The organism is Kribbella sp. NPDC056951 (assembly GCF_042674205.1).
Taxonomy (GTDB): Bacteria; Actinomycetota; Actinomycetes; order Propionibacteriales; family Kribbellaceae; genus Kribbella; species Kribbella yunnanensis.
Genome location: NZ_JBHUQZ010000004.1, coordinates 317,480 through 339,558, shown reverse-complemented (window position 1 = coordinate 339,558; position 22,079 = coordinate 317,480). Strand labels below are relative to the sequence as shown.

The window sequence follows — 22,079 nt, the reverse complement described above, 5'->3', positions numbered from 1 at the left end:
CTCAGGCCGGGAGGATCCAGTTCTGGTTGGCGCTACCGGCGCAGTCCCAGATCTGCAGGCGGGTGCCGTCGGCCGAACTCGGGCCGGTGGCGTCGAGACAACGGCCCGAGTTGGGGTTGCGGAGGGATCCGTTCGCCCCGGCCTGCCAGGTCTGGGCGCCGGTCCCGTTGCAGTCGTAGAGCTGGGTCACGGTGCCGTTTGCGGTGCCGGCGGCGGCAACGTCCAGGCACTTGCCAAGCGCCCGGATGGTGCCGTCGCTGCCGACGGTCCAGGTCTGTGCGGCATTACCGGCGCAGGTCCAGAGCTGGACGGCCGTTCCGTTCGCACTGTTGCTGCCGGCAACATCGACGCACTTGCCGCCGTAGCCGCGGATCGGGCCGGTCTTACCGGTCGGCGGGTTCTGGGTACCGCCGGCCGCGTCGAAGATCGCGCTGAGCAGCGAGAGGCTGCCGGTGGCGTCCTGGGACAGCTCCCAGTTCATGATGCCGCCGGCGTTCGCGACCGCCCACTGGGTCTTGCGCTTGATGGTCGGAATGCCGTTGTAGCACTGCTGACCACCGTTGTTGTAGCAGTCCACGTTCGCGTTGTTGGGGTTCGCCGCGACGATGTCCTTGTAGGCCACGTAGGTCGGCCGGCTGTAGAACGGGACGCCGAGCACAGTCTTGGCCTTCGGCAGGCCGCGGCCCTTCCAGAAGTTGGCCGCGTTGATCGACCAGTCGTAGTTGGCGTGCGGGCTGCCGCCGTCGTAGGCCATGATGTTCAGCCAGTCGACGGCGTTGAACACGGCCGGCTGGACGCCGTTCGCCGTACCGCCCTCGGAGACGACGGCCGCGGTGAGCAGCTTGCCGTTGTTGTGCAACGTGGTGCTCAACTGCTGCATCAGCGCGGTGTAGTTGTTGCCGGAGGTGCCTGGGTCCGGGTACTCCCAGTCGATGTCGACGCCGTCCAGGTTGTACTGGTTGATAGCGCCCATGACCGCGTTCACGAAGGTGGTGCGGGCACCTGAGTTGCCCGCCAGCGCCTCGAAGTTGGAGTCGTTGCCGTCGTTCCAGCCGCCGATGGCGAGCGACACCTTGACGCCGTTCTGGTGCGCGAGGCTGACCAACTGGTTCAGCTTCCCGGGGTCGGGGATGGCCTGCAGTGAACCGTTGGAGTTCGGCAGCGCGAACGAGTAGTTGATGTGGGTGAGCTTGCTGTACTGGATCGCGCTCACGCTGCCCGACCAGGAAGGCATGTAACCGACACTCTTGAATCCGGCCGGCAAGGCCGCGGCGGCGGTAGTCGCCGTCGGAGCAGCCTCGGCCTTCGGGGCGGCGGCGGTCGTGTGGATCAATCCGGCCGTGCCGGTGACCAGGGCCAGTGCGGCAAGCGCAATGCGACTTCGGGAAAACTTCATGGGGGCGGTGTCCTTTCGGAGGGGACCCCCGGGCAGCAGCCAGCGAACGGTCGACTCGCACCTTCCGGGGGCGGTTGTTGCGAAGGCGAAGATAAGTAAAGATCTGACCGAAGTGCCGCTAGTTTGCTGGTCGTTCACAGCCGCGTCAAGGTGTCGTGACATACGAGAATGCGCATTCTCACCGCCCCCGGAAAACCCCGCTGGGAAAGCGGTACCGGGTTAGGACAACGCTTGCCGCGGTGGTCCTGCGTCCGGGGAATGGGTGGCGGCTTGCTGATGCGCACGGAACAGCGGGTCGTGGTCGCCCCGGTCGTCGCACCCAGGTGATTTCCATGCCGTGTGTTGATCGTCGGGCGAACAATTGGCGCCGAATCCACCCGTGCTTGCGCGAATCGCGTCTGCGCGGGATCGCGGTCCGCCTCCCGCCGGAGGCGGCTGAAGGTCTGTCGCCGCGAAGCGGTGTCCTTTACTCGGTGCTGAGGGTGGCCAGGCCTTGCCAGAGGAGGTCTTTGAGGGTTTGGGCGACCTTTTGCGGGGTGGGTGGGGTGGGGGTGCGGGTGCGCCAGATGGCCAGGCGTTCGGTGGCGCCGGAGATGGAGTGGGCGAGGATGTCGATCTCGTCGGGGTCGGTGGGGCGGGTCGGTGGGAGGTTGAGGCGGACCATCGCGGCGATCAACTCGACGAAGGCGCTGCGGACTTCCTCGGTGGCGGCGGCCATCGGGCCAGCCGCGAGTAGGCCTTCGTCGATCAGGACCGACCAGGCTTGTGGGTGGTCGTCGAGGAACTGGAACCAGGCGACGAAGCCGGCGTAGAGGGCGTCCTCGGCGTCGGTCGCGGCCATGACGGCGTCGGCGACGGTTTCCAGGAGCTGGGCGCGGAGGCGGGCCAGGCAGGCGAGGAAGAGGCCGTCCTTGGAGCCGTAGTACTGGTAGATCAGCGGTTTCGAGACGCCGACCGCGGCGGCGACATCGTCCATCGAGGTGCCCTGGTAGCCGCGTTCGCCGAAGATCTGCTCGGCGGCGGCGAGGATCTCGCGCTCGCGGGCGGCTCGGTCGCGGCGGCGCTTGGGGGGCTGCTCAGTGGTGAACGTCACTTGCACAGCGTAACTGACTCCGAGTAACTTACTGCGAGTAAGTTCGTCCACCTGGAGGTTCTGGCATGGAGAACAAGCACCGGATCGTGGTCATCGGCACCGGGTTCGCGGGGATCGGGATGGCGGTCCGCCTCAAGCAGGCCGGGTACGACGACTTCGTCGTACTGGAGCGGGCGCACGACGTCGGTGGCACCTGGCGGGACAACACTTACCCGGGCTGCCGTTGCGACGTACCGTCCCATCTGTATTCGTTCTCCTTCGCGCCGAACCCGGACTGGTCGTCGACGTTCTCCCCGCAACCCGAGATCGAGCAGTACCTGCGCGACGTCACCGATCGGTACGACGTTCGCCGCCACATCCGCTTCGGTCACACCGTCGAATCCGCCAACTGGGAGGACGGCGAGTGGCGGATCCGCACCGACCAGGGTGATTTCGTCGCCCAGTTCGTGCTGTCCGGGACAGGTCCGCTGGCCGAACCGTCGGTCCCGAAGCTTCCCGGGATCGAGGAGTTCGAGGGCGAGGTCTTCCACTCGGCGCGCTGGAACCACGATCTCGATCTCGCCGGCCGCAAGGTCGCTGTCATCGGCACCGGCGCCTCGGCGATCCAGTTCGTCCCGGCGATCCAGCCCGAGGTCGAGGAGCTGCACCTGTTCCAGCGGACGCCACCGTGGGTGATGCCGCGGCCGGACCGCAAGATCAGCGCGACCGAGAAGGCCGTCTACCGCCGGTTTCCCTTTGTCCAGAAGGCGGTTCGGGCCGGGATCTACTGGGGTCGTGAATCGATGGTGCTCGGTTTCGCCAAGCTGCCCGCGATCATGAAGCAGGCGCAGAAGGTCGCCGAGAAACACCTCCAGAACCAGATCCGCGACCCGAAGCTGCGCGCCAAGGTGACGCCGGACTTCACCCTCGGCTGCAAGCGCGTCCTGATCTCCGACGACTACTACCCGGCCCTCGCCCGCCCGAACGTCGAGGTCGTCACCGACGGGATCGCCCAGGTGACGCCGGCCGGCGTGATCACTGAGCAGGGTGTGAAGCACGAGGTCGACACGATCATCTACGGCACCGGTTTCCGCGTCACCGACCTCCCGGTGATGGACATGGTGCGCGGCCGCAACGGCCAGTCCCTGCGCGAGGCCTGGTCGGACGGCATGGAGGCCCATCTCGGTACGGCGGTCTCCGGCTTCCCGAACTTCTTCATGCTGATCGGCCCGAACACCGGCCTCGGCCACAGCTCGATGGTCTTCATGATCGAGTCCCAGATCGCCTACATCCTGGACGCGCTCAAGACGATCGACGCGCGGGGTCTGCGCGAGGTCGAGGTCCGCCCGGAGGTGCAGCGCGCGTTCGTCGACGGCGTCCGGGCCTCGATGAAGAACACCGTCTGGACCCGTGGCGGCTGCACGAGCTGGTACGTCGACTCCGAGGGCCGCAACACCACGCTCTGGCCGTCGTTCACCTTCCGGTTCCGCCAGCTCACCCGGCACTTCGATCCGGACGAATACCAGACCCTCGCTATGTGACATCGTGCGTGTTACATTCGATCGGTCAGATAGCTGATCGGAGGGTGCCGCCGTGCTGGAGTTGCTGGTACCGCTGCACGGGATCGGCGGTCGCGGAGACCTGCCGGTCCCGCTCTGGCTGGCGATCTACTCGGCCGGCGCCGCCGTGGCCGTCTCGTTCTTCGCCCTCGCGGCCTTCTGGTCGCGCCCGCGCTTCGAGACCTCCGGCGGTACGGCGCTCGCTCATCTGACCCGCCTCGTCGACGCCCGCCCGGTGCGTTGGTTGCTCAAGCTGGCGGGCCTGACCGCGCTCGGGTTGCTGATCGGCGCGGCCTGGTTCGGCAGCGACTCTCCCGCCGAGAACCCGGCGCCGACCTGGCTATACGTCTGGATCTGGGTCGGCATCATCCCGCTGTCCCTGCTCTTCGGCCCGATCTGGCGGCTCGCGAACCCGCTGCGGACAATCGCGAGCCTGGTACGGCGTACGTCGTACCGGCGTCTTCCCGATCGGATCGCGTACTGGCCCGCCGTCGCCGGGCTGGCCGGATTCCTCTGGCTGGAACTCGTCTACCCGGACGCCTCTGAGCCGATCGTGGTCGCAGCCTTCGTCACCGTCTACGCACTGGTGAATGTTGCCGCAGGCATCGTTTACGGGCCGGCCTGGTTCGGCATCGGCGACGCCTTCGAGGTGTACGCCGAAGTTCTCGCGCGACTGAGTCCGTGGGGGCGCGAGAATGGTCGGATCGTGCTCCGCAACCCGTTGGCCGGGCTGGCTGCGATGCCGCAGCGGTCCGGGATCGTCGCGCTGCTCTGCCTGCTGCTCGGTTCGACCGCGTTCGACGGGATCTCGCGCTGGTCGGCCTGGACCAGCCGGACCGGCGATCTGAGCCGAGGACAGCACTTGCTCGTCTACACCCTCGGGCTACTCGGGGCGGTCGCAATCGTGACCGCGCTGTTCGTCCTCGCCGCCCGAACCACCGGTACGGCGGACGTCCGGCCCGGCGCGGTCGGGGAAGCCGGGCTGCCGGGTGCGTTCGTGCACTCGCTCGTCCCGATCGCGATCGGGTACGCGGTCGCGCACTACTTCTCGTTCGCGATCTTCCAGGGGCAGGAAGGTGTGCTGCTGGCGACCGATCCGTTCGGCCGCGGCTGGGACCTGCTCGGGACCGGCGGACTGCGGATCGATTACGCGTTCCTCGGGACCGGGGTGATCGCCGGCGTACAGATCGGCGCGATCGTGCTCGGACACGTACTAGGGGTGGTGTCCGCGCACGATCGCGCGGCCGGGCTGTTCCGGCGGCGGCAACTGCGGCAGGCGCAGTACCCGATGCTGGCGGCGATGGTCGCCTTCACCGTCGGCGGGATCGCGCTGGTGACGGCCTCATGATCGCGCTGCACATGGGCGGGATCCCGGAGACCGCGATGGTGCTCGGCCCGATCCTGCTGATCATCGCTTTCATCCGCATCGCGCGGCGGAATGAGGCGTCGCCAGGCGAAGAGGACGACTGGGACGCCGACCTCGGCGACCTCCCGGCTAGTGTGAGCGAGCCTCGACCCGCAGGTCGGCCTGAACGACGCTCCGCGTCAACGGCCGCTGCAGAAACTCGTGCGGGAACCCGAGATCGATCGCACTGACTGCTTCCAGTTCGGCGATGTCCTGCTCGCCGAGATCCACCTCGAGAGCGGTCAGGTTCTGTTCGAGCTGAGTCAGCGTGCGGGCGCCGATGATCGGTGAGGTAACCCCGGGGTTGAGCAGGGTCCACGCCAGCGCGACCTGGGCCGGAGTCCGACCATTGCGCTCGGCAACCTTCTTGACCACGTCCGCGATCCCCAGCGTGCGTTCGGTCAGCGAGTTGTTGCCGGCCGCCACGTTCTTCCGGGTCCCCTCGGCACTCGCCTCGCCGCCGCCGTGGTCGAGGTCGGCCGCCGTGTACTTGCCGGTCAGCACACCGCTGGCCAGCGGCGACCACGGGAGTACGCCGAGACCGAGTTCGCGCGCCATCGGGATCAGTTCACGCTCGATGGTCCGCTCGACCAGGCTGTACTCGACCTGCAGTGCGACGAGTGGCGACCAGCCGCGCAGATCGGCGATCGCCTGCATCCGCGAGATCTGCCACGCCGGCGCGTCCGAGATGCCGACGTACAGGACCTTGCCCTGGCTGACCAGGTCGTCCATCGCGCGCAGGATCTCCTCGACCGGGGTCGTGAAGTCCCAGGCGTGCAGGTAGAGGAGGTCGATGTAGTCGGTCTGCAGGTTGCGCAGACTGCGCTCGACCGAGCGGACCATGCTCTTGCGGTGGTTGCCGCCGGCGTTCGGGTCCTTCGGGTTGGTGATCATCGTGTACTTGGTCGCGAGCACGAGTTCGTCCCGGCGGCCCTGCGTGAGCTGACCGAGCAGCTGCTCGGAGGTGCCGTTGGTGTACATGTTCGCGGTGTCGACGAAGTTGCCGCCGCGGTCGACGTACGTGTCGAGGATCCGCTGGGCCTCGTCCTTGCCGGTGCCCCAGCCCCAGTCCTCGCCGAACGTCATCGTGCCCAGCGACAGCGGCGACACGCGCAGCCCGGAACGGCCGAGCAGCCGATAGGTGTCAAGTGTGGTGCTCACTGAAGTCCTCTTTCCGTGGTGGTGTCACCACCTTCGGCCGGGTCGCGTTCTTGGGTAAGGGAAGGTTCGTCCTGGGACTGGCCCTCCTACTCTGAAAAGAGTGGCCTACCTTCGTAAGGTGGACTGCATGACCGTCGACGTGGCTCAGGAACTTGCTGTCTTCCTCCGCGCCTGCCGGGAGCGGCTCGCGCCTGCCGAGGCGGGTCTCGTCCGGGCGGGTCGCGCGCGCCGTACGCCGGGGCTGCGGCGGGAGGAGGTTGCCGAGCTCGCCGGGGTCAGCGTCGACTACGTGATCCGGCTTGAGCAGGGACGCGGTCTGCGACCGTCGGGTGAGGTGCTGGAGGCGCTCGCGCGGGCGTTGCAGTTGTCCGATGACGAGCACGCGTATGTCTTCGACCTGACCCGGCAATGGACCGCCGTACGACGTCAGCCGCAGCCGGAGTCGTCGTCGCTGGCAGCGCTCGTGCAGGCGGTGTCGCCGCTGCCGGCGATGCTGATCAACCACCGCTTCGACATCCGCGCGTGGAATCCGGAGCTCGCGGTGCTGATGCTGAACTTCGCCAATGTCCCGCCGGAGCGGCGGAACGCGATGGTGCTGTGCACGCTCGAGCCCGCGTTCTTCGACTACTACACCGACCGGGAGCGAGTGATCCGCGAGGGGATTGCGGATCTGCGCGCAGCCTGGGCGGCGCACGCCGACGACGAAGGCCTGGCCGACCTGGTCCGCACGCTGTGCGACGAGAGCCGCGAGTTCGCCGGTCTGTGGGCGCGACGCGACGTCAAAGTGAAGAGCACCGGCCGCAAACGCCTCAACCACCCCGACGTCGGCCGGCTCACGATCGAGTACGACGTACTGACGCCGCTCGGTGATACCGCGCAGCGGCTGATCGTGTACCGGGCTGTCGACGCGGCCTCGCAGCAGGCGTTGGACCGGATCGCCGCGATGGTCTCCGCCGGAGATCGTGCCTTGGCGGGCTGAACTATTCGGTAGGTGGCTGCGTCTGTCTCCGCGTCGGGTTCACAACGACCCGGCGTGGAGTTGGAGGGGAATCACCATGCAGAAGAAGCGTTCCGTCGTACTGGCTGGGGTTGGGGCGACGTTGGGGGCGGCCGGTCTGGTGCTGGCGACGATGCTGCCGAGTTCGGCGGACACCACCGGTCAGCAGGTGACGACGAAGGCCGAGGCGACGAGCGCGGTCAGCTACACCTGGCGATACTTCGAGTGCTGGAAGCCGAAGGAGTGCCACGCTTCCGCCGTACTGCCGAAGACGTGGAAGCATGTTGATCAGGGCGACAGCAAGACGGCGTTCCTGGATCCGACGGCGAACCGGATGATCAGGTTCAACGTGTGGCTCGGGGACAAGCCGCCGACGACAGTGGTCGCCGGGCAGCGGAAGGTTGCTGCGCTGAAGGGCACGCCGGGGCTGAAGATCCAGAACGTCTACACGACGACCATGCAGTCGACCAACAGCCAGGGCAAGCTGACCCTGACCACGGTCGTGTACACGTACAAGAGCGGCAAAACCACCCGCTGGGTCGCCACCCGCTACTTCGGCCAGCACGGCAGCAAGCAGGCCGAGCGTGAGATCACCGTCGGCGGTGCGCCCACCGACTACAAGCTGCTGGGTACAGCGTTGCTCAAGGCAACACAGTCCTTCGCCCTGGCCGGCTGACTGCCCGAAGGTGCCAACCCCCGAGGTGCAGCCAACCGCCGAAGTGGTGCGGTCGTCTGATCCTTCGTAAGCGACCAACACCTTGGGGGATTAGACCAATGCGAAAGATCATCAGCGGTGTCGCGGCAACGATCGCGGCCGGGGGAGTCGTGCTCGGCGGGGCCGCGCTGCACAGTTCCGCGGACACCGCGCCGAAGAAGACCGACGTCGGACAGGCTGCGGCTCCGGCCGCGGCGGTGAAGTTCAAGACGCGCTACTTCACCTGCGTCCACGGTGAGGAGTGCACGAACAGCGCGCTCGTGCCGAGCACCTGGCGGTACGTCGAGGTCTCGGAGTTCCGGACCCGGTTCGTCGACAAGTCGAATCAGTCGGTCTATTTCGACGTCAACTACAGCAACAAGCTGACCACGGCGCAGGCGCTGAAGAACCGCCAGAAGGCGCTCAAGGGAACCAAGGGCCTGAAGGTCCTGAGCACCAAGACCATGACGATGAAGTCGACCTCCGGCAGCGGGCCGCTGACGGTCAGCACGATCGTCTACACCTACAAGAGCGGAAAGACCACCCGCTGGGTCGCCAACCGCTACATCGGCAGCTACGGCTCGAACCTCGCCGGCGCCGAGCTGACCGTCGCCGGTGTCCCGGCGAACTCCAAGTTCCTCGGCACTGTGTTGCTCAAGGCAACCACGTCGTTGGCGTCCTTCCACTAACAATCGACTCGGGGGAGTAGAACAATGCGAAAGCTCATCAGTGGTGTCGCGGCAACCATCGCCGCCGGCGGAATGATTGTCGGCGCCTCGGCCCTGCCGAGCCACGCCGAAACCACCGTCACCCGGCAGGCCGCGTCGGCGGTCAAGTTCAAGACCCGGTACTTCGACTGCTACAGCTCGACAGGTTGCCTGGCGAGCGCGGAGGTGCCGAGCACCTGGCGGTTCATCCAGCCGACGGCGTACGACTACAAGTTCCTTGGCGCGGGCAACCAGTTCGTCAAGTTCAACAACACCATCGGCGGCAGTGACCGCACCACCGCCCAGGAGATGAAGGCCAAGCAGAAGGCCCTCAAGGGCACCAAGGGCCTGCACATCATCAGCATGGCGACCAAGAAGCTGAAGTCGAACACCGGCATGGGCCCGCTCACCGCGAGCACCATCGTCTACACCTACAGGAGCGGCAAAACCACCCGCTGGGTAGCCACCCGCTACCTCGGCACCTACGGCTACGACCAAGCCACCAACGAAATCACCGTCGCCGGCTCCCCGAAGAACGCCAAGTTCCTCGGCACCGTCCTGGCCCGCTCCACCTACTCCCTCTACAACGGCGACTGAACCTCAGCCGGTGGAGGGGAGTTCCTTGGGGGCTACGCCGAGTTCCTCGTAGGCGACCAGTTCGATTTCGCGGCCCATGGCTTCGCGGAAGGAGGCTACGAGGGCTTGGCCGGCCAGGGGGATGATGCCTTCGAGGGTGCGCTGGATCTCGGGCCAGCCTTCGGGGGGTAGGCCGGCGTCGGCGAACTGGCGCCAGACGGTGCTGCGGAAGAGTTCGACGTACACCTTGGCGACGGCGTCGGCGTGCTGGAAGAGCTTGGGGAGCATCTCGAAGATGGCGTCCAGGGGGACGCCGAGTTTGATCACCTCGAGGCCGGTGCGGAGCAGGTCCGGGTTCGGGATGCGGAGGCGGTCGCCGTCCTCGCGCTCGGCGATGCCGAGGTCGATCAGCTTGGCGATGGTGGCGGGGTTGTGCGGGATGCCGGCCCGGTCGGCGAGTTGTTGTTCGGTGATGACCTCGGGCTCGGTCGGGGTCCAGGGGTTCACCAGGGTTTCGAAGACGCCGAGCGCCATCGCGCCGTCGGGCAGGTCGCTGAGCATCCGCTCGACGGCGGCCAGCGTGTAGCCCTTGTCGAGTAGTTCGCGGACCAGCGTGAGCCGCGCCACATGGTCCTGGCCGTAGTAACCCGTGCGGCCGACCAGCCGCGGCGGTGGGATCAATCCACGCCCGGCATAGGCCCGCACATTACGCACCGTCATGCCCACCTTGGCGGCGAGCTGGTCGACGGTGAGCTCCTCGTCTGGTTCCACCCTTGACAGTCTTCCAGATGACACGTTACATGGAGTATGTAACATCTGCCATGGCGCATGCTTGTTGTTAAAAAGGCGAGTCCGAAGGAGCGACGAATGGCGATCCCCCTGGCCACCACCGGTACGGCGACCTTCGATCAGATCGCGATCGTGACCGGCGTGGTGGGACTGCTGTACGTCGCTCTGGCCATCTTCCTCTGGCGGGAGCGGACCGGGCGCGCCACGCTGGTCGGCAGACTCGCGGACACCATCGGGCGACTGGACGGAGTCCCCCGATGGGCCGCGCTGTCGCCGTACATCCATGTCGTGTCGCTGCTCGCCTGCGCGTTCGGGGTCTGGTGGGACATCGCCGTCCACATCGACAAGGGCCGCGACACCGGCCCGTTCGGTACGCCGGCGCACTATCCGATCTTCTTCGGCATCCTCGGGGTGATCGTGACCGGCGTACTGCCGATCGCGCTCGCCGGGAAGCCGCTGCCGGCCCGGACGATCAAGCTCACGAAGAACTGGCGGATCCCGTGCAGTGCCGCGCTGATCCTGGTCTGCGGCACCTTCGCGCTGGTCGGATTCCCGCTCGACGACACCTGGCACCGGCTCTTCGGTGAGGATGTCACGCTATGGGGCCCGACCCACCTGCTGATGATCGGCGGCGTGGTCTTCTCGATCTTCGCTCGGTTGCTGGCGGTCGCCGAGGTCGAGCAGTTGATGGGGATGAACAAGCGCCGCCTCTTCCAGGAGGTCGCGGCGGTCGGCGCGCTGCTGATCGCGTGGGACCTGTTCAGCACCGAGTTCAACTACGGCGTACCGCAGTTCCCGCTGATTCTGCACCCGCTGCTGATCGCGTTCGGCGCGGCGATGGCCTTCACCATCCTGCGCGCGCGTCGTGGCCCCGGCATCACCTTCGGCGCGCTGGCGATCTACCTGGTCGTCCGCGGTGGGATCGCGTGGGCGGTCGACCAGCCGCTCGGCGAGATCCTCGGCCACTTCCCGCTGCTGATCGTCGAGGCGGTCCTGGTCGAGGCCGTGGCACTTGCCCTCGGCAACAAGAATCGCTTCCGCCTCGGCCTGGTCGCCGGCGCCCTGATCGGAACCGTCGGCGTGGTCGCCGAATACGCCTGGAGCCAGGTCTGGATGCCGATCGCCTGGCCGTCGGCGATCCTTCCGTCGGCTCTTGGGTACGGCGTGGTGGTCGGCGCCGGCGCGGGTCTCGTCGGCGCTTGGCTCGCCACCCGGTACGCCGAAGTTGCGGGCGAGCAGCGGGCTACCGACGTACGGAACTCGCGGCCGGAGGCGGTTCGTCGTACGCATCAGCTTGGTGCGGTCGGGCTGGTGGCGGTCGTCGCCATCATCTTCTTCTGTGTACCGCGGTCGGCCGAGCCGGGTGTGACCGGGACTGTCTCGCTGGAGCGGATCGCCACGGGGGCCGAGCCGACGGCGTACGTCACGGTCAAGCTGGATCCGGCCACTGCGGCTGACGATGCGCGATGGTTCGAGGCGCTCTCCTGGCAGGGTGGTGGACGGATCCTGCACCCGATGAAGAAGGTTGCTGAGGGCACCTACCGGTCCGAGGATGCGGTACCCATGTACGGCAAGTGGAAGTCGATGATCCGGCTGCACACCGGTCAGCGGGACCTGAAGGCGATGTGGATCTACGCCCCCGAGGATGCGGCCATCGAGAAGCCTGCGATCCAGGTTTCCGACGGCGAGACCGTTGCCTTCATCAACGAGCAGCACACGCTGCGTCGCGAAGAGCGCACCGACGTGCCACGATGGATGTGGAACGGCGGCTACGCCCTGCTGGGTGTGGTCGGTCTACTGGAGATCGCCGGTATCGCCTGGCTGGTCGGGCGTGGCGCCCGCGGCGGGCGACTGCGAGCGGCCCACCTGGCGGCCGGTGAACGGGAACGGGAGACTGCGTGACGATCCAGGCGGAGCGATCGGGCGTGACCACGACCGACGGCATTCATCTGAACGTCGAGACCACCGGACCGGCCGATGCGCCGGTCACGGTGCTGCTCGTGCACGGGTGGACGTGCTCGACCCGCGCCTGGCACAACCAGGTCGACGGGCTGCCTCGCATTCTCGGGACGAACGCCGTACGGGTGGTGACGTATGACCACCGCGGTCACGGGCAGTCGGATGCGGCGCCGCCCGGATCGTTGCGGATCTCGCAGTTGGCGGACGACCTGGTGACCGTGCTCGACGAGGTCGTGGGCGACGGACCGGTCGTGTACGCCGGTCACTCGATGGGCGGGATGACGCTGATGGAGCTGGCCGACAAGCGACCGGATCTCTTCGGCTCGCGGATCAAGGCGGCTGCCCTCATCAGTACGTCGTCCGGTCAGGCGGCCCGGGGCGCTTTCGGCATGCCAGCGCGTTTCGAGCCGGCCGCCGTACGGTTCGCACCGCGCGTCGCGCAAGTGGTCGGCACTCGCGTCGACCGTCGCGCCGAACGCCTGGCGGCTGCTGCGGATACCGCCGTGGTCGCCGCTGAAGGCGCCGCCTCTCGAGTCGCTGACGCTGCTGGACGCGCGGCGACGACTGCCGCCGGCGCTGTCGAAGGTGTCGCGATGACCGCCGGTGGGGCCGCGGGACGAGTTGTCGGCGGGCGCGACATGGCCCGTGCTGCCCGGGCCAACATCGCCGCGCTCCTGCAGCGGCCGGCACTCCGACAGATGGTGTTCGGGAAGAAGGTCGATCCGGCCGAGATCGCGATCTTCCAGCAAGGGCTCGCGCTGCTGCCAGGGCCGTCGTACAGCGGGTTCTTCGAGGCGATCCTGCAGCATGAGCGGGCGCATGCGCTGAAGGTGCTGGACCAGATTCCGGTCGAGGTCATGCACGGTACGCGGGACCGCCTGCTGCCGCCGCGGCACGCGAACCGGATCGCCGCCGAGCTGCCGAGCGCCCGCCTGTGGATGTACCCCGGCGCCGGTCACATGCTCCCCCAAGAACGCCCCCGCGACGTAACCCACCGCCTAGCCTCCCTAGCCCGCAAAGCCCTCGCCTGATCCCATTTCGCTGGCTAGGCACGCAAATTGGGGGTTAGGCACCCTTAACCACGGTGCGGAACCCCCGAGCTCGGTGGCTAGCCAGGCAAATGGGGGCGTTGAGGGGTCAGTCTCATTTCGCTGCGGGGCGAGGGTGGGGGCTCTAAGGTCGGGGGCATGCAGCTGCTCTCGGATGTCGTCGTGGTGGACCTGACCCGGGCGCTGGCCGGCCCTCATGCGGGCATGATGCTCGGCGATCTCGGGGCGCGGGTGATCAAGGTGGAGACACCGGCCGGCGGGGACGACAGCCGGGGCTGGGGACCGCCGTTCGTCGAGGGTGAGTCGACGTACTTCCTGTCCGCGAACCGGAACAAGGAGTCGGTGACCGCGGACCTCAAGTCTGCGGAGGGCAAGGAGTTCCTGACCAAGCTCATTCGCAAGGCCGACATCCTGCTGGAGAACTTCCGGCCGGGGGTGCTGGATCGGCTCGGGTTCTCGGTCGAGCGGCTGCATGAGCTGAACCCGGGGCTGATCGTGCTGTCGATCACCGGGTTCGGGCACGACGGGCCGGAGGGCGGCCGGGCCGGGTACGACCAGATCGCGCAGGGCGAAGGCGGTCTGATGAGCGTCACCGGTGACGCCGAGCCGACGAAGGTCGGTGTGCCGATCGCCGATCTGCTGGCCGGCATGTACGGCGCTTATGGCGCGCTGGCCGCATTGCACGAGCGCTCGGTGACCGGGAAGGGCCGAGTGGTCCGGACGAGCCTGCTGGCCGCGATGGTCGGGGTGCACGCGTTCCACGGGACGAAATGGACGGTCGCCGGACAGGTGCCCGGGCGGGTCGGCAATCACCATGCGCAGATCGCGCCGTACGGGATGTTCCGGACGGCGGACGACAGCGTGCAGGTGGCGGTGGGCAGCGAAGGACAGTGGCGGACGTTTGCGCCGATCGTGGGGCTGGATCCGGCGGACTCGCGGTTCGCGACGAACGCGGATCGGGTGGGGAATCGCGATGAGCTGATCGCGGTGATCGAGGCGGCGTTCTCGGCGGCACCGGCTGACAAGTGGCTGGAAACGCTGGCTGAGCAGGGGATTCCGGCCGGCAAGGTGCGCGACATCCAGCAGGTCTACGAGTGGGACCAGACGCTGTCGCAGGGTCTGCTGATCGACGTCGACCACCCGACTCTCGGCAGCATCCAGCTCCCCGGCCCGCCCCTCCGCTTCGACGACCAGCCGTACGCGGGCGCCCGCGAAACGAACCTCGCACCGCCGCGACTCGGGGAGCACGACGAGTCCGTCCGGGAGTGGCTGGCCGAGTAGACCCGGACCTGGGGGCCATCACAACTGCCGAATCGCCGGGCGCGTAGGCGGGAGCGAGTCGCGCAGGCGCAATTGTGATGGCTTCTGGGTCCGCGCTATTCCACTCAGATCGAATAGCTCCCGCCTGGTCGGTCGCCCGACGAAGCTGGGTCACGGTTCGGGCGTGCCGGTCGGTGAGGGGTTGACGGGCTGCGACGGTGCGGCATAGCGTCCGGGAAATCGATTACTCACCCGACGCCGGAGGCGCGATGGAAGGCCCGGCCCTGGTCCGGATGGAACGGATCGGGAAGCGGTACGGCGGCGTGCAGGCGTGCCGGGCGGTGGATTTCACCCTCGGTGCGGGCGAGGTGCATGCGCTGCTCGGGGAGAACGGCGCGGGCAAGTCGACGCTGATGAAGATCCTGTCCGGTGATGTCACCGACTTCGACGGGCAGATCGAGATCGACGGCGAACCGGTGTCGTTCGGCGGGCCGACCGACGCGCAGGCGGCCGGGATCGCGATGATCCATCAGGAGCTCGACCTCGTCCCCGGACTCTCCGTCGCCGACAACATCTTCCTCGGCCGCGAACTGCGCACCCCGCTGCGAACCGTCGACCGCCGCCGGATGGACCGCGAGGCGCGCGCCCTGCTCGACCGCAGCGGCGTCCGGATCGACCCGCGCCGCCCGGTCGGCGAACTGCGGGTCGGCGAACAGCAACTCGTCACGATCGCGAAGGCGATCTCGCTGGACGCCCGGGTGCTGATCATGGACGAACCGACCTCGGCCCTGACCACGACCGAGGTCGACCGCCTCTTCGAGGTCATCCGCGAACTCCGCCGAGCCGGCGTCGGCATCGTCTACATCTCGCACCGGATGGAGGAGATCGCCCAGGTCGCCGACCGCGCGACCGTCCTCCGCAATGGCGAGATCGTCACCAGCTTCGACCCGCGCACGCTCAGTACGGCGGAAGTCGTCGAGGCGATGGTCGGCCGCCCGGTGCAGACCATGTTCACCACCCCCGACGCCGACACGGGCGACGAACTACTCCGTGTCGAGGACCTCAAACTGACCGCCCGCCGCCCGCGACCGGGCCGTCGCGACCCGGACGGCATCTCGCTCACCGTCCGCGCCGGCGAGATCGTCGGCCTGGCCGGCCTCCTCGGCGCAGGCCGCACCGAACTACTCGAGACCCTGTACGGCGTCGCCCCGACCGGAACGCGGTCCGGCCGAATCCTCTTGCAGGGTTCGGAAATCAAGCCGCGCAGTCCGCGCCAGGCGCTTGCCCATGGCATCGGTCTCGTCCCCGAAGATCGGCGGGCGTCGGGGCTCGTGCTGTTCCACAGCATCCTGGCCAACACCGTGCTGTCGAGCCTCCCGGCGTACGGGCGGGTCGGGGTGATCGCGCGCCGGCTCGAGCGGGCGGCGTCCGTGGGGATGGCGGATCGGTTGCGGCTCAAGTTCGGTCGCCTGCAAGACGAGGTCGGGACACTGTCCGGTGGCAATCAGCAGAAAGTCGTGTTCGGCCGGATGCTGCTCACGGAGCCCAAGCTTTTGCTGCTCGACGAACCGACCCGTGGTGTCGACGTCGGCGCGAAGGCCGAGATCTACCGTCTGCTCGGCGAACTCGCCGGCCAGGGCCTCGGCGTACTGCTCGCGTCGTCCGAGCTTCCGGAGCTCATCGGCGTCTGCGACCGCGTCGTCGTACTGCGGGACGGGCGGGACGTGGCGTCGTTCAGTACGGCGGATGCGAGCGAGGGCGATCTCCTCGCGGCAGCGATGGGAGAGCGCGCAGTGCTGGGCGAAGTCGGAGGAGGAACGCGGTGACGGACGTGCAGGACAAGACGGTCGCGGCGACGCCGGTGGAGAAATCCGCGGGCGGAGTGGTGGCGACGCTGTTCCGGTTCCAGAGTGTGTTCGGGCTGCTCGCGGTGTTCATCGCGGCGATCATCTTCTCGCCCCGCAAGAACGGAGCGATCCTGTTCGTCAGCGCGGACAACCTCGCCAACGTGGTCCGGGCGGTGTCCGAGATCGGGATCATCGCGGTCGGGATGACGTTCGTGATCCTGATCGGCGGGATCGACCTGTCGGTCGGCGCGGTCCTCGGTCTCGCGGCGGTCGGATCCGCCGTACTGATGGTCGAGAACGACTGGGGTTTCATCCCCTCGGTCCTGCTGGTGCTGGTGATCGGCCTGATCTTCGGAGCGCTGCAGGGCGTCGCGACCGCGATGATCGGCATCCAGTCCTTCATCGTCACGCTCGCCGGTCTGCAGATAGCGCGTGGTCTGGCGCGGATCTGGTCCGGCGGTCAAGGCGTCGCGATCTCGTACGGCGACGGTCCGCACGAAGCGCCGGCGTCGTTCGCGCTGCTCGGTGAGCGGACGTTCGGCGGACTGGTCCCGATCCCGGTACTGATCTTCGCGGTGGTTGCGATCGCGGCCGTGGTCTTCCTGCGGGTCAGCGCCTTCTCCCGGCATCTGTACGCCGTTGGTGGCAACGAGAAGGCGGCCCGGCTGTCCGGCGTACCGGTGGTCCGGGTCAAGATCGCGGTCTTCGCGATCTGCGGTCTGCTGGCGTCGCTGGCCGGCATCGTGCACGCGGTCCAGCTCAACCAGGGCAGCCCGAACGACGGCATCGGGTACGAGCTGGACGCGATCGCCGCGGTGGTGATCGGCGGTACCAGCCTGGCCGGCGGCCGGGGATCGGTCGCTGGAACGGTGGCCGGGGCGCTGCTGCTCGGCGTACTGAACAACATCCTTGCCTTGAACAACATTGATTCGAACATCCAGCTGTTGATCAAGGGTCTCGTGATCGTTGCGGCCGCCGCGCTGCAACGGCTCCGGCCCGCCTCGTGAGGAAGGTTCCCACCATGCGTATTCCCTTGGCTGCTGCGGCGGTCGCCGCGCTGGTCCTGGCCGGCTGCGGTACGACGAGCGACCGTACGTCAGGCAGCCCGTCGGACGGTGCGTCGAAGTCCTGCAAGGGGGCCGACGGCAAATACACGATCGGGATGAGTCAGGCGAACGTCGCCGAGCCGTACCGGCAGCGGATGGACGACGACATCCGGGCGGCGGCCAAGGAGGTGCCGCAGTTCGACGTGAAGTTCGCCGACGCGGCCCAGGACAACGCCAAGCAGGTCGCGGACGTCGACAACTACATCACCCAGCAGATCGACCTGCTGATCATCAGCCCGAACGAGGCGAAGCCGCTGACCGCGGTCGTGAAGAAGGCCTTCGACAAGGGCATCCCGGTCATCGTGCTGGACCGCAAGGTCGAGGGCGACGCGTACACCGGCTTCATCGGCGGCGACAACGTGCAGATCGGTTCCGAAGCCGGCAAGTACGTGGCCGAGAAGCTCCTCCCGAACGGCGGCAGCATCGTGGAGCTAAAGGGGCTCGCCGGCGCGACCCCGCAGGCGGAGCGTCACCAGGGCTTCGTCGACGCGATCAAGGCGAACCCGAAGATCAAGATCATCGCGGACGCGAGTGGTGACTGGCTGCGCGAGAAGGGGCAGGCGCAGATGGACGCGCTGCTCAAGGCGAACCCGAAGATCGACGTCGTCTACGCCCACAACGACCCGATGGCCGAGGGTGCCTACCTGGCCGCGAAGTCGGTCGGCCGCGAGAAGGAGATGAAGTTCATCGGCATCGACGCGCTGCCGATCCCGTCCGGCGGCATCAAGGCCGTCGAACAGGGCCGCCTCAGCGCGACCTTCACCTACCCGACCAACGGCAAGGAAGCGATCGCAGCCGCCAAGAAGCTCCTCGTCGACTGCGGCACCATCGAGCGCTCCGAAATCCTCCCCACCCGCCTCATCGACAAAGACAACGCCGCCAAGATCTACGCCGAGGAAAACCCGGCGGGCTGATCTGCAGAACGACAGGACGTATACGCCTGATCCGGGCCGGTGGACCCCCGGCTCAGGCGCTCGGACGGCTGTACGCAGCCACCTATGTCCTGTCCTTCGAGCGGTGCGAGCTGGCTCGTTCGATGAGGCGGGCGCCCAGCGTGGTGACGGTGGGCGGTCTGGTGCCGTCGGCGATTCTCGCCAGCAGCAGGCGGGCCGCCTCCGTGCCGATCTCGTACGCCGGTTGGGCGACCACGGTCAGCGGGGGATCCAGCAACTCGGCCCAAGGGGCGTCGTCGAAGGCGACTACGCCGACGTCGCGGCCGGGGCGTCGTCCCAGCTCCTGGAGTGCTTGGAGGACGCCGACGGCCATGGCGTTGTTGGCGACGAGGAGCGCGTCGGGCGGCTCGGGCTGGGACAGCAGGTCGAGCGCGGCGAGGCGCGCTCCGGCTGCCTTGTACTCGGTACGCCGAACCAGCCGGGCGCGATGCTTGGCGGCGCGGAGCGCGTCGCGATAACCGGCAACGCGGTCATCCGCCGTACGAACGCCGGTGGGCCCGCTCAGGCACCCGATCCGTTGGTAGCCCTGGGCAACCAAGTGTGCGGTCGCCTGAGCGGCGGCCAGGCGGGTGTCGACCAGTACGACGTCGCTCGCGTAATCCGGCAATGGGCGGTCCACCGCGACGTACGCCGTACCGCGGGCTGCGAGTTTCGCGACACCGGCCGCCGGACCGCTGGGGGAGAGGATGACACCGGCGACCCGCTCCTGGATCGCGATGTCGATGTAGCGGTTCTCCTTCTCGGCGCTTTCGTCGGAGTTGCACAGCACGACCGAGTAGCCGACCTCGTGGGCAACGTCCTCGACGCCGCGGGCGATCGCGGTGAAGAACGGATTCTCGACATCAGAGATGATCAGGGCGACCACGGCCGCTTCCTGACGGCGCAGGTTCCGGGCCGGGCCGTTGGGCTGGTAGCCGAGCTCGGCCGCGGCCTGCCGGACCCGCGCGGCCAGCTCCGGGTCGACGGTCGCCTTCCCGTTCAGCGCCCGCGACACGGTCGCCGTCGACACCCCCGCGCGTGCCGCCACGTCGCTGATAGTCGGCACCTATGCCTCCCTCGCTTTGCGACACCCTAACCGTGCGGGTAATGGATTTCCCAGAGGTCTGCCGTGCACTTTACTTACGGAACTCCGGCGCCTTACCAGTGACATGAGAGGATCACCCGCGTGACTGCCTTGCCGAGTGTTTCGTACTCCATCACCGTTCGCCTCGAGGTGCCCGCGGGCGGCTCGACAGTGAGCAAGCTGACGACCGCGGTCGAGCAGGCCGGCGGCCTGGTGACCGCGCTCGACGTGACCGCGTCCGGCCACGAGCGGCTGCGCATCGACGTGACGTGTGCCGCCGCCGACACCGAGCACGCGGGCCGGCTGGTCGAGGCCATGCGCGCCGTACCGGGTGTCGAGATCGGCCGGGTCTCGGACCGGACCTTCCTGATGCACCTCGGCGGGAAGATCTCGATGGAGGCCAAGCACCCGATCCGCAACCGTGACGACCTCTCGATGATCTACACCCCGGGTGTCGCGCGGGTCTGCCTGGCGATCGCCGCGAACCCCGACGACGCGCGCCGGCTGACCATCAAGCGGAACACGGTCGCCGTCGTCACCGACGGATCCGCCGTCCTCGGGCTCGGCAACATCGGCCCGAAGGCCGCGCTGCCGGTGATGGAGGGCAAGGCCGCGCTGTTCAAGCGGTTCGCCGACATCGACGCCTGGCCGCTCTGCCTGGACACCCAGGACCCGGACGAGATCGTCTCGATCGTGAAGGCGATCGCCCCGGGCTTCGCCGGGATCAACCTCGAGGACATCTCGGCCCCGCGCTGTTTCGAGATCGAGGCGAAGCTGCGCGAGGAGCTCGACATCCCGGTCTTCCACGACGACCAGCACGGTACGGCGGTCGTCGTACTGGGCGCGCTCTACAACGCGCTGCGGGTGGTCGGCAAGGACATCAGCGAGGTGAAGGTCGTGCTGTCCGGTGCGGGCGCGGCCGGTACGGCGATCCTGAAGCTGCTGATTGCGGCCGGGGTCAAGGACACCTGCGTCGCCGACATCGGCGGCATCATCCACACCGAGCGCGAGGGCCTGTCGCCCGAGCTGCGCTGGATCGCGGAGAACACGAACGCGGCGCAGTACAGCGGTGATCTGAAGGGCGCGCTGGCCGGTGCGGACGTGTTCATCGGGGTATCGGCGCCGAACATCCTGCACGGCGCGGACATCGCCACGATGAACGAGAACGCGATCGTCTTCGCGCTGGCGAACCCGACCCCCGAGGTCGACCCGAGCGAGGCCGGTGAGCACGCGGCGGTGGTCGCGACCGGCCGCAGCGACTACCCGAACCAGATCAACAACGTGCTGGTCTTCCCGGGTGTCTTCCGCGGTCTGCTCGACGCGCAGTCGTCCAAGGTGTCGATCGAGATGGAACTGGCCGCCGCGAAGGCGCTCGCCGGGGTCGTCACCGACGACGAGCTGAACGCGACATACATCGTGCCGAGCGTGTTCCACCCCGAGGTGCACAAGCGCGTAGCGCACGCCGTACGGGAGGCCGCCGGAGGCAAGGCGCCGGCCGCGGAGCTGTTCCCGGACGACTCGCCTGTTCTGGGATGACATCCGAGGTAGCTGGGGCCGCCGGGGCGCGAACGGCGGTCTGGGTGTGGCGGGTCGCGTTCGTCGCGGCCTGCGCGCTGCAGTTGTACGGCGTCTACTCGCCGGGCGAGCCGGGTCCGTCGGAGCTGTTCCCGGGGGTCGACAAGGTCGCGCATTTCGGCCTGTTCGCGGCGGTGGCGTTCACCGGCCTGATTGTCGGCGTCCCGGCGCGCTGGCTGCTGGCCGCGCTGGCAGCCAACGCGATCGGCAGCGAGCTCGTCCAGTACTACTTCCTGCCGCACCGCGATGGTGATGTCTTCGACGCCCTCGCGGACCTGCTCGGAGTCGCCGCAGGCGCCTGGGCGGGGTGGGCCGTGGTGCGCCGAACCGCGCGCACGACATGATGGGGGTATGACGGCCACGACCCTCACCGGCTCACTGCTGGTGGCGACCCCGTTGCTCGACGAGCCGCCCTTTCGCCGGTCGGTGATCCTGCTGCTGGATCACGACGACGACGGCGCGCTCGGCGTGGTCGTGAACCGCGCGGCCGACCTCACCGTCGACCGAGTCCTCCCGGACTGGTCCGACACGGTCAACGAACCCGGCGTCCTCTTCATGGGCGGTCCCGTCGGAATGGACAGCGCCCTGGCCGTCGCGGAGGTGATCGAGTCCGCCGACCCGCCCGGCTGGCGCGAGTGCTTCGGCCGGATCGGGCTGGTCGATCTCGACGTACCGCCTGAGCTGTTGGCAGGCGCGATCCAGCGGATGCGAATCTTCGCCGGGTACGCCGGCTGGTCGTCCGGCCAGCTCGAAGGCGAGATCACCGAAGGCGCCTGGTACGTCGTCAAGTCCGAACCCGACGACGTCTTCAGCCTCGACCCCGACACCCTCTGGCGCCGAGTCCTGCGCCGCCAGACCGACCAGCTCGCCTACGTGGCCACCTACCCGGACGACCCCACGCAGAACTGACC

At 67.9% G+C, this 22,079-nt stretch carries 20 protein-coding genes; 15 read left to right on the top strand and 5 right to left on the bottom strand.

What is annotated here, in order from left to right; translation table 11 throughout:
• Position 1: 1 nt before the first annotated feature.
• Positions 2-1,396: a glycosyl hydrolase family 18 protein gene (locus tag ACFTSF_RS19665; protein ID WP_344152700.1), complete on the bottom strand. Its 1,395-nt coding sequence runs from the start codon at positions 1,394-1,396 to the stop codon at positions 2-4.
• A gap of 466 nt (positions 1,397-1,862) precedes the next feature.
• Positions 1,863-2,489 (bottom strand): TetR/AcrR family transcriptional regulator, encoded by a 627-nt coding sequence (locus ACFTSF_RS19660; protein WP_380155093.1) that lies wholly within the window; start codon positions 2,487-2,489, stop codon positions 1,863-1,865.
• Between the two features lie 65 nt (positions 2,490-2,554).
• On the opposite strand from ACFTSF_RS19660, the gene ACFTSF_RS19655 reads away from it, so the two are divergent.
• Positions 2,555-4,009, top strand: a complete 1,455-nt coding sequence (locus ACFTSF_RS19655) for a flavin-containing monooxygenase (protein WP_380155092.1) — start codon at positions 2,555-2,557, stop codon at positions 4,007-4,009.
• Between the two features lie 52 nt (positions 4,010-4,061).
• Positions 4,062-5,375, top strand: coding sequence for a hypothetical protein (locus ACFTSF_RS19650; protein WP_380155091.1), 1,314 nt, complete (start codon positions 4,062-4,064; stop codon positions 5,373-5,375).
• Between the two features lie 147 nt (positions 5,376-5,522).
• On the opposite strand, the gene ACFTSF_RS19645 is transcribed toward ACFTSF_RS19650, so the two are convergent.
• The gene (locus ACFTSF_RS19645; protein ID WP_380155090.1) at positions 5,523-6,593 is read right to left on the bottom strand and encodes an aldo/keto reductase; all 1,071 of its coding nucleotides are present in this window, start codon (positions 6,591-6,593) and stop codon (positions 5,523-5,525) included.
• Positions 6,594-6,720: 127 nt separating this feature from the next.
• Between ACFTSF_RS19645 and ACFTSF_RS19640 the strand changes: the two genes are divergently transcribed.
• The 4 genes from ACFTSF_RS19640 (at position 6,721) to ACFTSF_RS19625 (ending at position 9,588) form a co-directional block, all read left to right on the top strand.
• On the top strand, positions 6,721-7,572 hold the full coding sequence (locus ACFTSF_RS19640; RefSeq protein ID WP_380155089.1) for a helix-turn-helix domain-containing protein: 852 nt from the start codon (positions 6,721-6,723) through the stop codon (positions 7,570-7,572).
• 76 nt (positions 7,573-7,648) lie between these two features.
• Positions 7,649-8,266 carry a hypothetical protein gene (locus ACFTSF_RS19635; protein WP_380155088.1) on the top strand — a complete coding sequence of 206 codons (618 nt, stop codon included), beginning with the start codon at positions 7,649-7,651 and terminating at the stop codon, positions 8,264-8,266.
• 98 nt (positions 8,267-8,364) lie between these two features.
• The gene (locus tag ACFTSF_RS19630; RefSeq protein ID WP_380155087.1) at positions 8,365-8,973 is read left to right on the top strand and encodes a hypothetical protein; all 609 of its coding nucleotides are present in this window, start codon (positions 8,365-8,367) and stop codon (positions 8,971-8,973) included.
• 24 nt (positions 8,974-8,997) lie between these two features.
• A complete protein-coding gene (locus ACFTSF_RS19625; protein ID WP_380155086.1) occupies positions 8,998-9,588 on the top strand; it encodes a hypothetical protein in 591 nt (196 codons plus the stop codon).
• Positions 9,589-9,591: 3 nt separating this feature from the next.
• On the opposite strand, the gene ACFTSF_RS19620 is transcribed toward ACFTSF_RS19625, so the two are convergent.
• Complete coding sequence (locus tag ACFTSF_RS19620; protein WP_380155085.1) at positions 9,592-10,338, bottom strand: MerR family transcriptional regulator; 747 nt, start codon at positions 10,336-10,338, stop codon at positions 9,592-9,594.
• A 96-nt stretch (positions 10,339-10,434) separates the two neighbouring features.
• Between ACFTSF_RS19620 and ACFTSF_RS19615 the strand changes: the two genes are divergently transcribed.
• The 6 genes from ACFTSF_RS19615 (at position 10,435) to ACFTSF_RS19590 (ending at position 18,491) form a co-directional block, all read left to right on the top strand.
• Complete coding sequence (locus ACFTSF_RS19615; protein WP_380155084.1) at positions 10,435-12,258, top strand: hypothetical protein; 1,824 nt, start codon at positions 10,435-10,437, stop codon at positions 12,256-12,258.
• Positions 12,255-13,346 carry an alpha/beta fold hydrolase gene (locus tag ACFTSF_RS19610; protein WP_380155083.1) on the top strand — a complete coding sequence of 364 codons (1,092 nt, stop codon included), beginning with the start codon at positions 12,255-12,257 and terminating at the stop codon, positions 13,344-13,346. Before ACFTSF_RS19615 ends, ACFTSF_RS19610 begins: the two co-directional genes overlap by 4 nt.
• Positions 13,347-13,502: 156 nt before the next feature.
• Positions 13,503-14,645, top strand: a complete 1,143-nt coding sequence (locus ACFTSF_RS19605; RefSeq protein ID WP_380155082.1) for a CaiB/BaiF CoA transferase family protein — start codon at positions 13,503-13,505, stop codon at positions 14,643-14,645.
• Between the two features lie 248 nt (positions 14,646-14,893).
• Positions 14,894-16,450 carry a sugar ABC transporter ATP-binding protein gene (locus ACFTSF_RS19600; RefSeq protein WP_380155081.1) on the top strand — a complete coding sequence of 519 codons (1,557 nt, stop codon included), beginning with the start codon at positions 14,894-14,896 and terminating at the stop codon, positions 16,448-16,450.
• On the top strand, positions 16,447-17,478 hold the full coding sequence (locus ACFTSF_RS19595; RefSeq protein WP_344152655.1) for an ABC transporter permease: 1,032 nt from the start codon (positions 16,447-16,449) through the stop codon (positions 17,476-17,478). The genes ACFTSF_RS19600 and ACFTSF_RS19595 overlap by 4 nt, the downstream gene beginning before the upstream one ends.
• Before the next feature lie 14 nt (positions 17,479-17,492).
• The gene (locus ACFTSF_RS19590; RefSeq protein ID WP_380155080.1) at positions 17,493-18,491 is read left to right on the top strand and encodes a substrate-binding domain-containing protein; all 999 of its coding nucleotides are present in this window, start codon (positions 17,493-17,495) and stop codon (positions 18,489-18,491) included.
• A gap of 82 nt (positions 18,492-18,573) precedes the next feature.
• Here ACFTSF_RS19590 and ACFTSF_RS19585 read toward each other — a convergent pair whose 3' ends face one another.
• Positions 18,574-19,575 carry a LacI family DNA-binding transcriptional regulator gene (locus ACFTSF_RS19585; protein ID WP_380155079.1) on the bottom strand — a complete coding sequence of 334 codons (1,002 nt, stop codon included), beginning with the start codon at positions 19,573-19,575 and terminating at the stop codon, positions 18,574-18,576.
• Between the two features lie 120 nt (positions 19,576-19,695).
• Here ACFTSF_RS19585 and ACFTSF_RS19580 point away from each other — a divergent pair, with 120 nt between their 5' ends.
• The 3 genes from ACFTSF_RS19580 to ACFTSF_RS19570 are packed head-to-tail and all read left to right on the top strand — an operon-like array spanning position 19,696 to position 22,077.
• Positions 19,696-21,129 carry an NAD-dependent malic enzyme gene (locus ACFTSF_RS19580; protein ID WP_344152646.1) on the top strand — a complete coding sequence of 478 codons (1,434 nt, stop codon included), beginning with the start codon at positions 19,696-19,698 and terminating at the stop codon, positions 21,127-21,129.
• Positions 21,126-21,512, top strand: coding sequence for a VanZ family protein (locus tag ACFTSF_RS19575; RefSeq protein ID WP_380155078.1), 387 nt, complete (start codon positions 21,126-21,128; stop codon positions 21,510-21,512). Before ACFTSF_RS19580 ends, ACFTSF_RS19575 begins: the two co-directional genes overlap by 4 nt.
• Positions 21,513-21,519: 7 nt before the next feature.
• Positions 21,520-22,077, top strand: coding sequence for a YqgE/AlgH family protein (locus tag ACFTSF_RS19570; RefSeq protein ID WP_344152640.1), 558 nt, complete (start codon positions 21,520-21,522; stop codon positions 22,075-22,077).
• The last annotated feature ends 2 nt before the right edge of the window (positions 22,078-22,079 follow it).

What these genes read in the sequence shown, in the direction of transcription:
- ACFTSF_RS19600 (WP_380155081.1), top strand. Translation starts at nt 14,894, where the DNA reads ATGGAAGGCCCGGCCCTGGTCCGGATGGAACGGATCGGGAAGCGGTAC.
- ACFTSF_RS19635 (WP_380155088.1), top strand. Translation starts at nt 7,649, where the DNA reads ATGCAGAAGAAGCGTTCCGTCGTACTGGCTGGGGTTGGGGCGACGTTG.
- ACFTSF_RS19640 (WP_380155089.1), top strand. Translation starts at nt 6,721, where the DNA reads ATGACCGTCGACGTGGCTCAGGAACTTGCTGTCTTCCTCCGCGCCTGC.
- ACFTSF_RS19570 (WP_344152640.1), top strand. Translation starts at nt 21,520, where the DNA reads ATGACGGCCACGACCCTCACCGGCTCACTGCTGGTGGCGACCCCGTTG.
- ACFTSF_RS19605 (WP_380155082.1), top strand. Translation starts at nt 13,503, where the DNA reads ATGCAGCTGCTCTCGGATGTCGTCGTGGTGGACCTGACCCGGGCGCTG.
- ACFTSF_RS19615 (WP_380155084.1), top strand. Translation starts at nt 10,435, where the DNA reads ATGGCGATCCCCCTGGCCACCACCGGTACGGCGACCTTCGATCAGATC.
- ACFTSF_RS19665 (WP_344152700.1), bottom strand. Translation starts at nt 1,396, where the DNA reads ATGAAGTTTTCCCGAAGTCGCATTGCGCTTGCCGCACTGGCCCTGGTC.
- ACFTSF_RS19575 (WP_380155078.1), top strand. Translation starts at nt 21,126, where the DNA reads ATGACATCCGAGGTAGCTGGGGCCGCCGGGGCGCGAACGGCGGTCTGG.
- ACFTSF_RS19625 (WP_380155086.1), top strand. Translation starts at nt 8,998, where the DNA reads ATGCGAAAGCTCATCAGTGGTGTCGCGGCAACCATCGCCGCCGGCGGA.
- ACFTSF_RS19655 (WP_380155092.1), top strand. Translation starts at nt 2,555, where the DNA reads ATGGAGAACAAGCACCGGATCGTGGTCATCGGCACCGGGTTCGCGGGG.
- ACFTSF_RS19630 (WP_380155087.1), top strand. Translation starts at nt 8,365, where the DNA reads ATGCGAAAGATCATCAGCGGTGTCGCGGCAACGATCGCGGCCGGGGGA.
- ACFTSF_RS19590 (WP_380155080.1), top strand. Translation starts at nt 17,493, where the DNA reads ATGCGTATTCCCTTGGCTGCTGCGGCGGTCGCCGCGCTGGTCCTGGCC.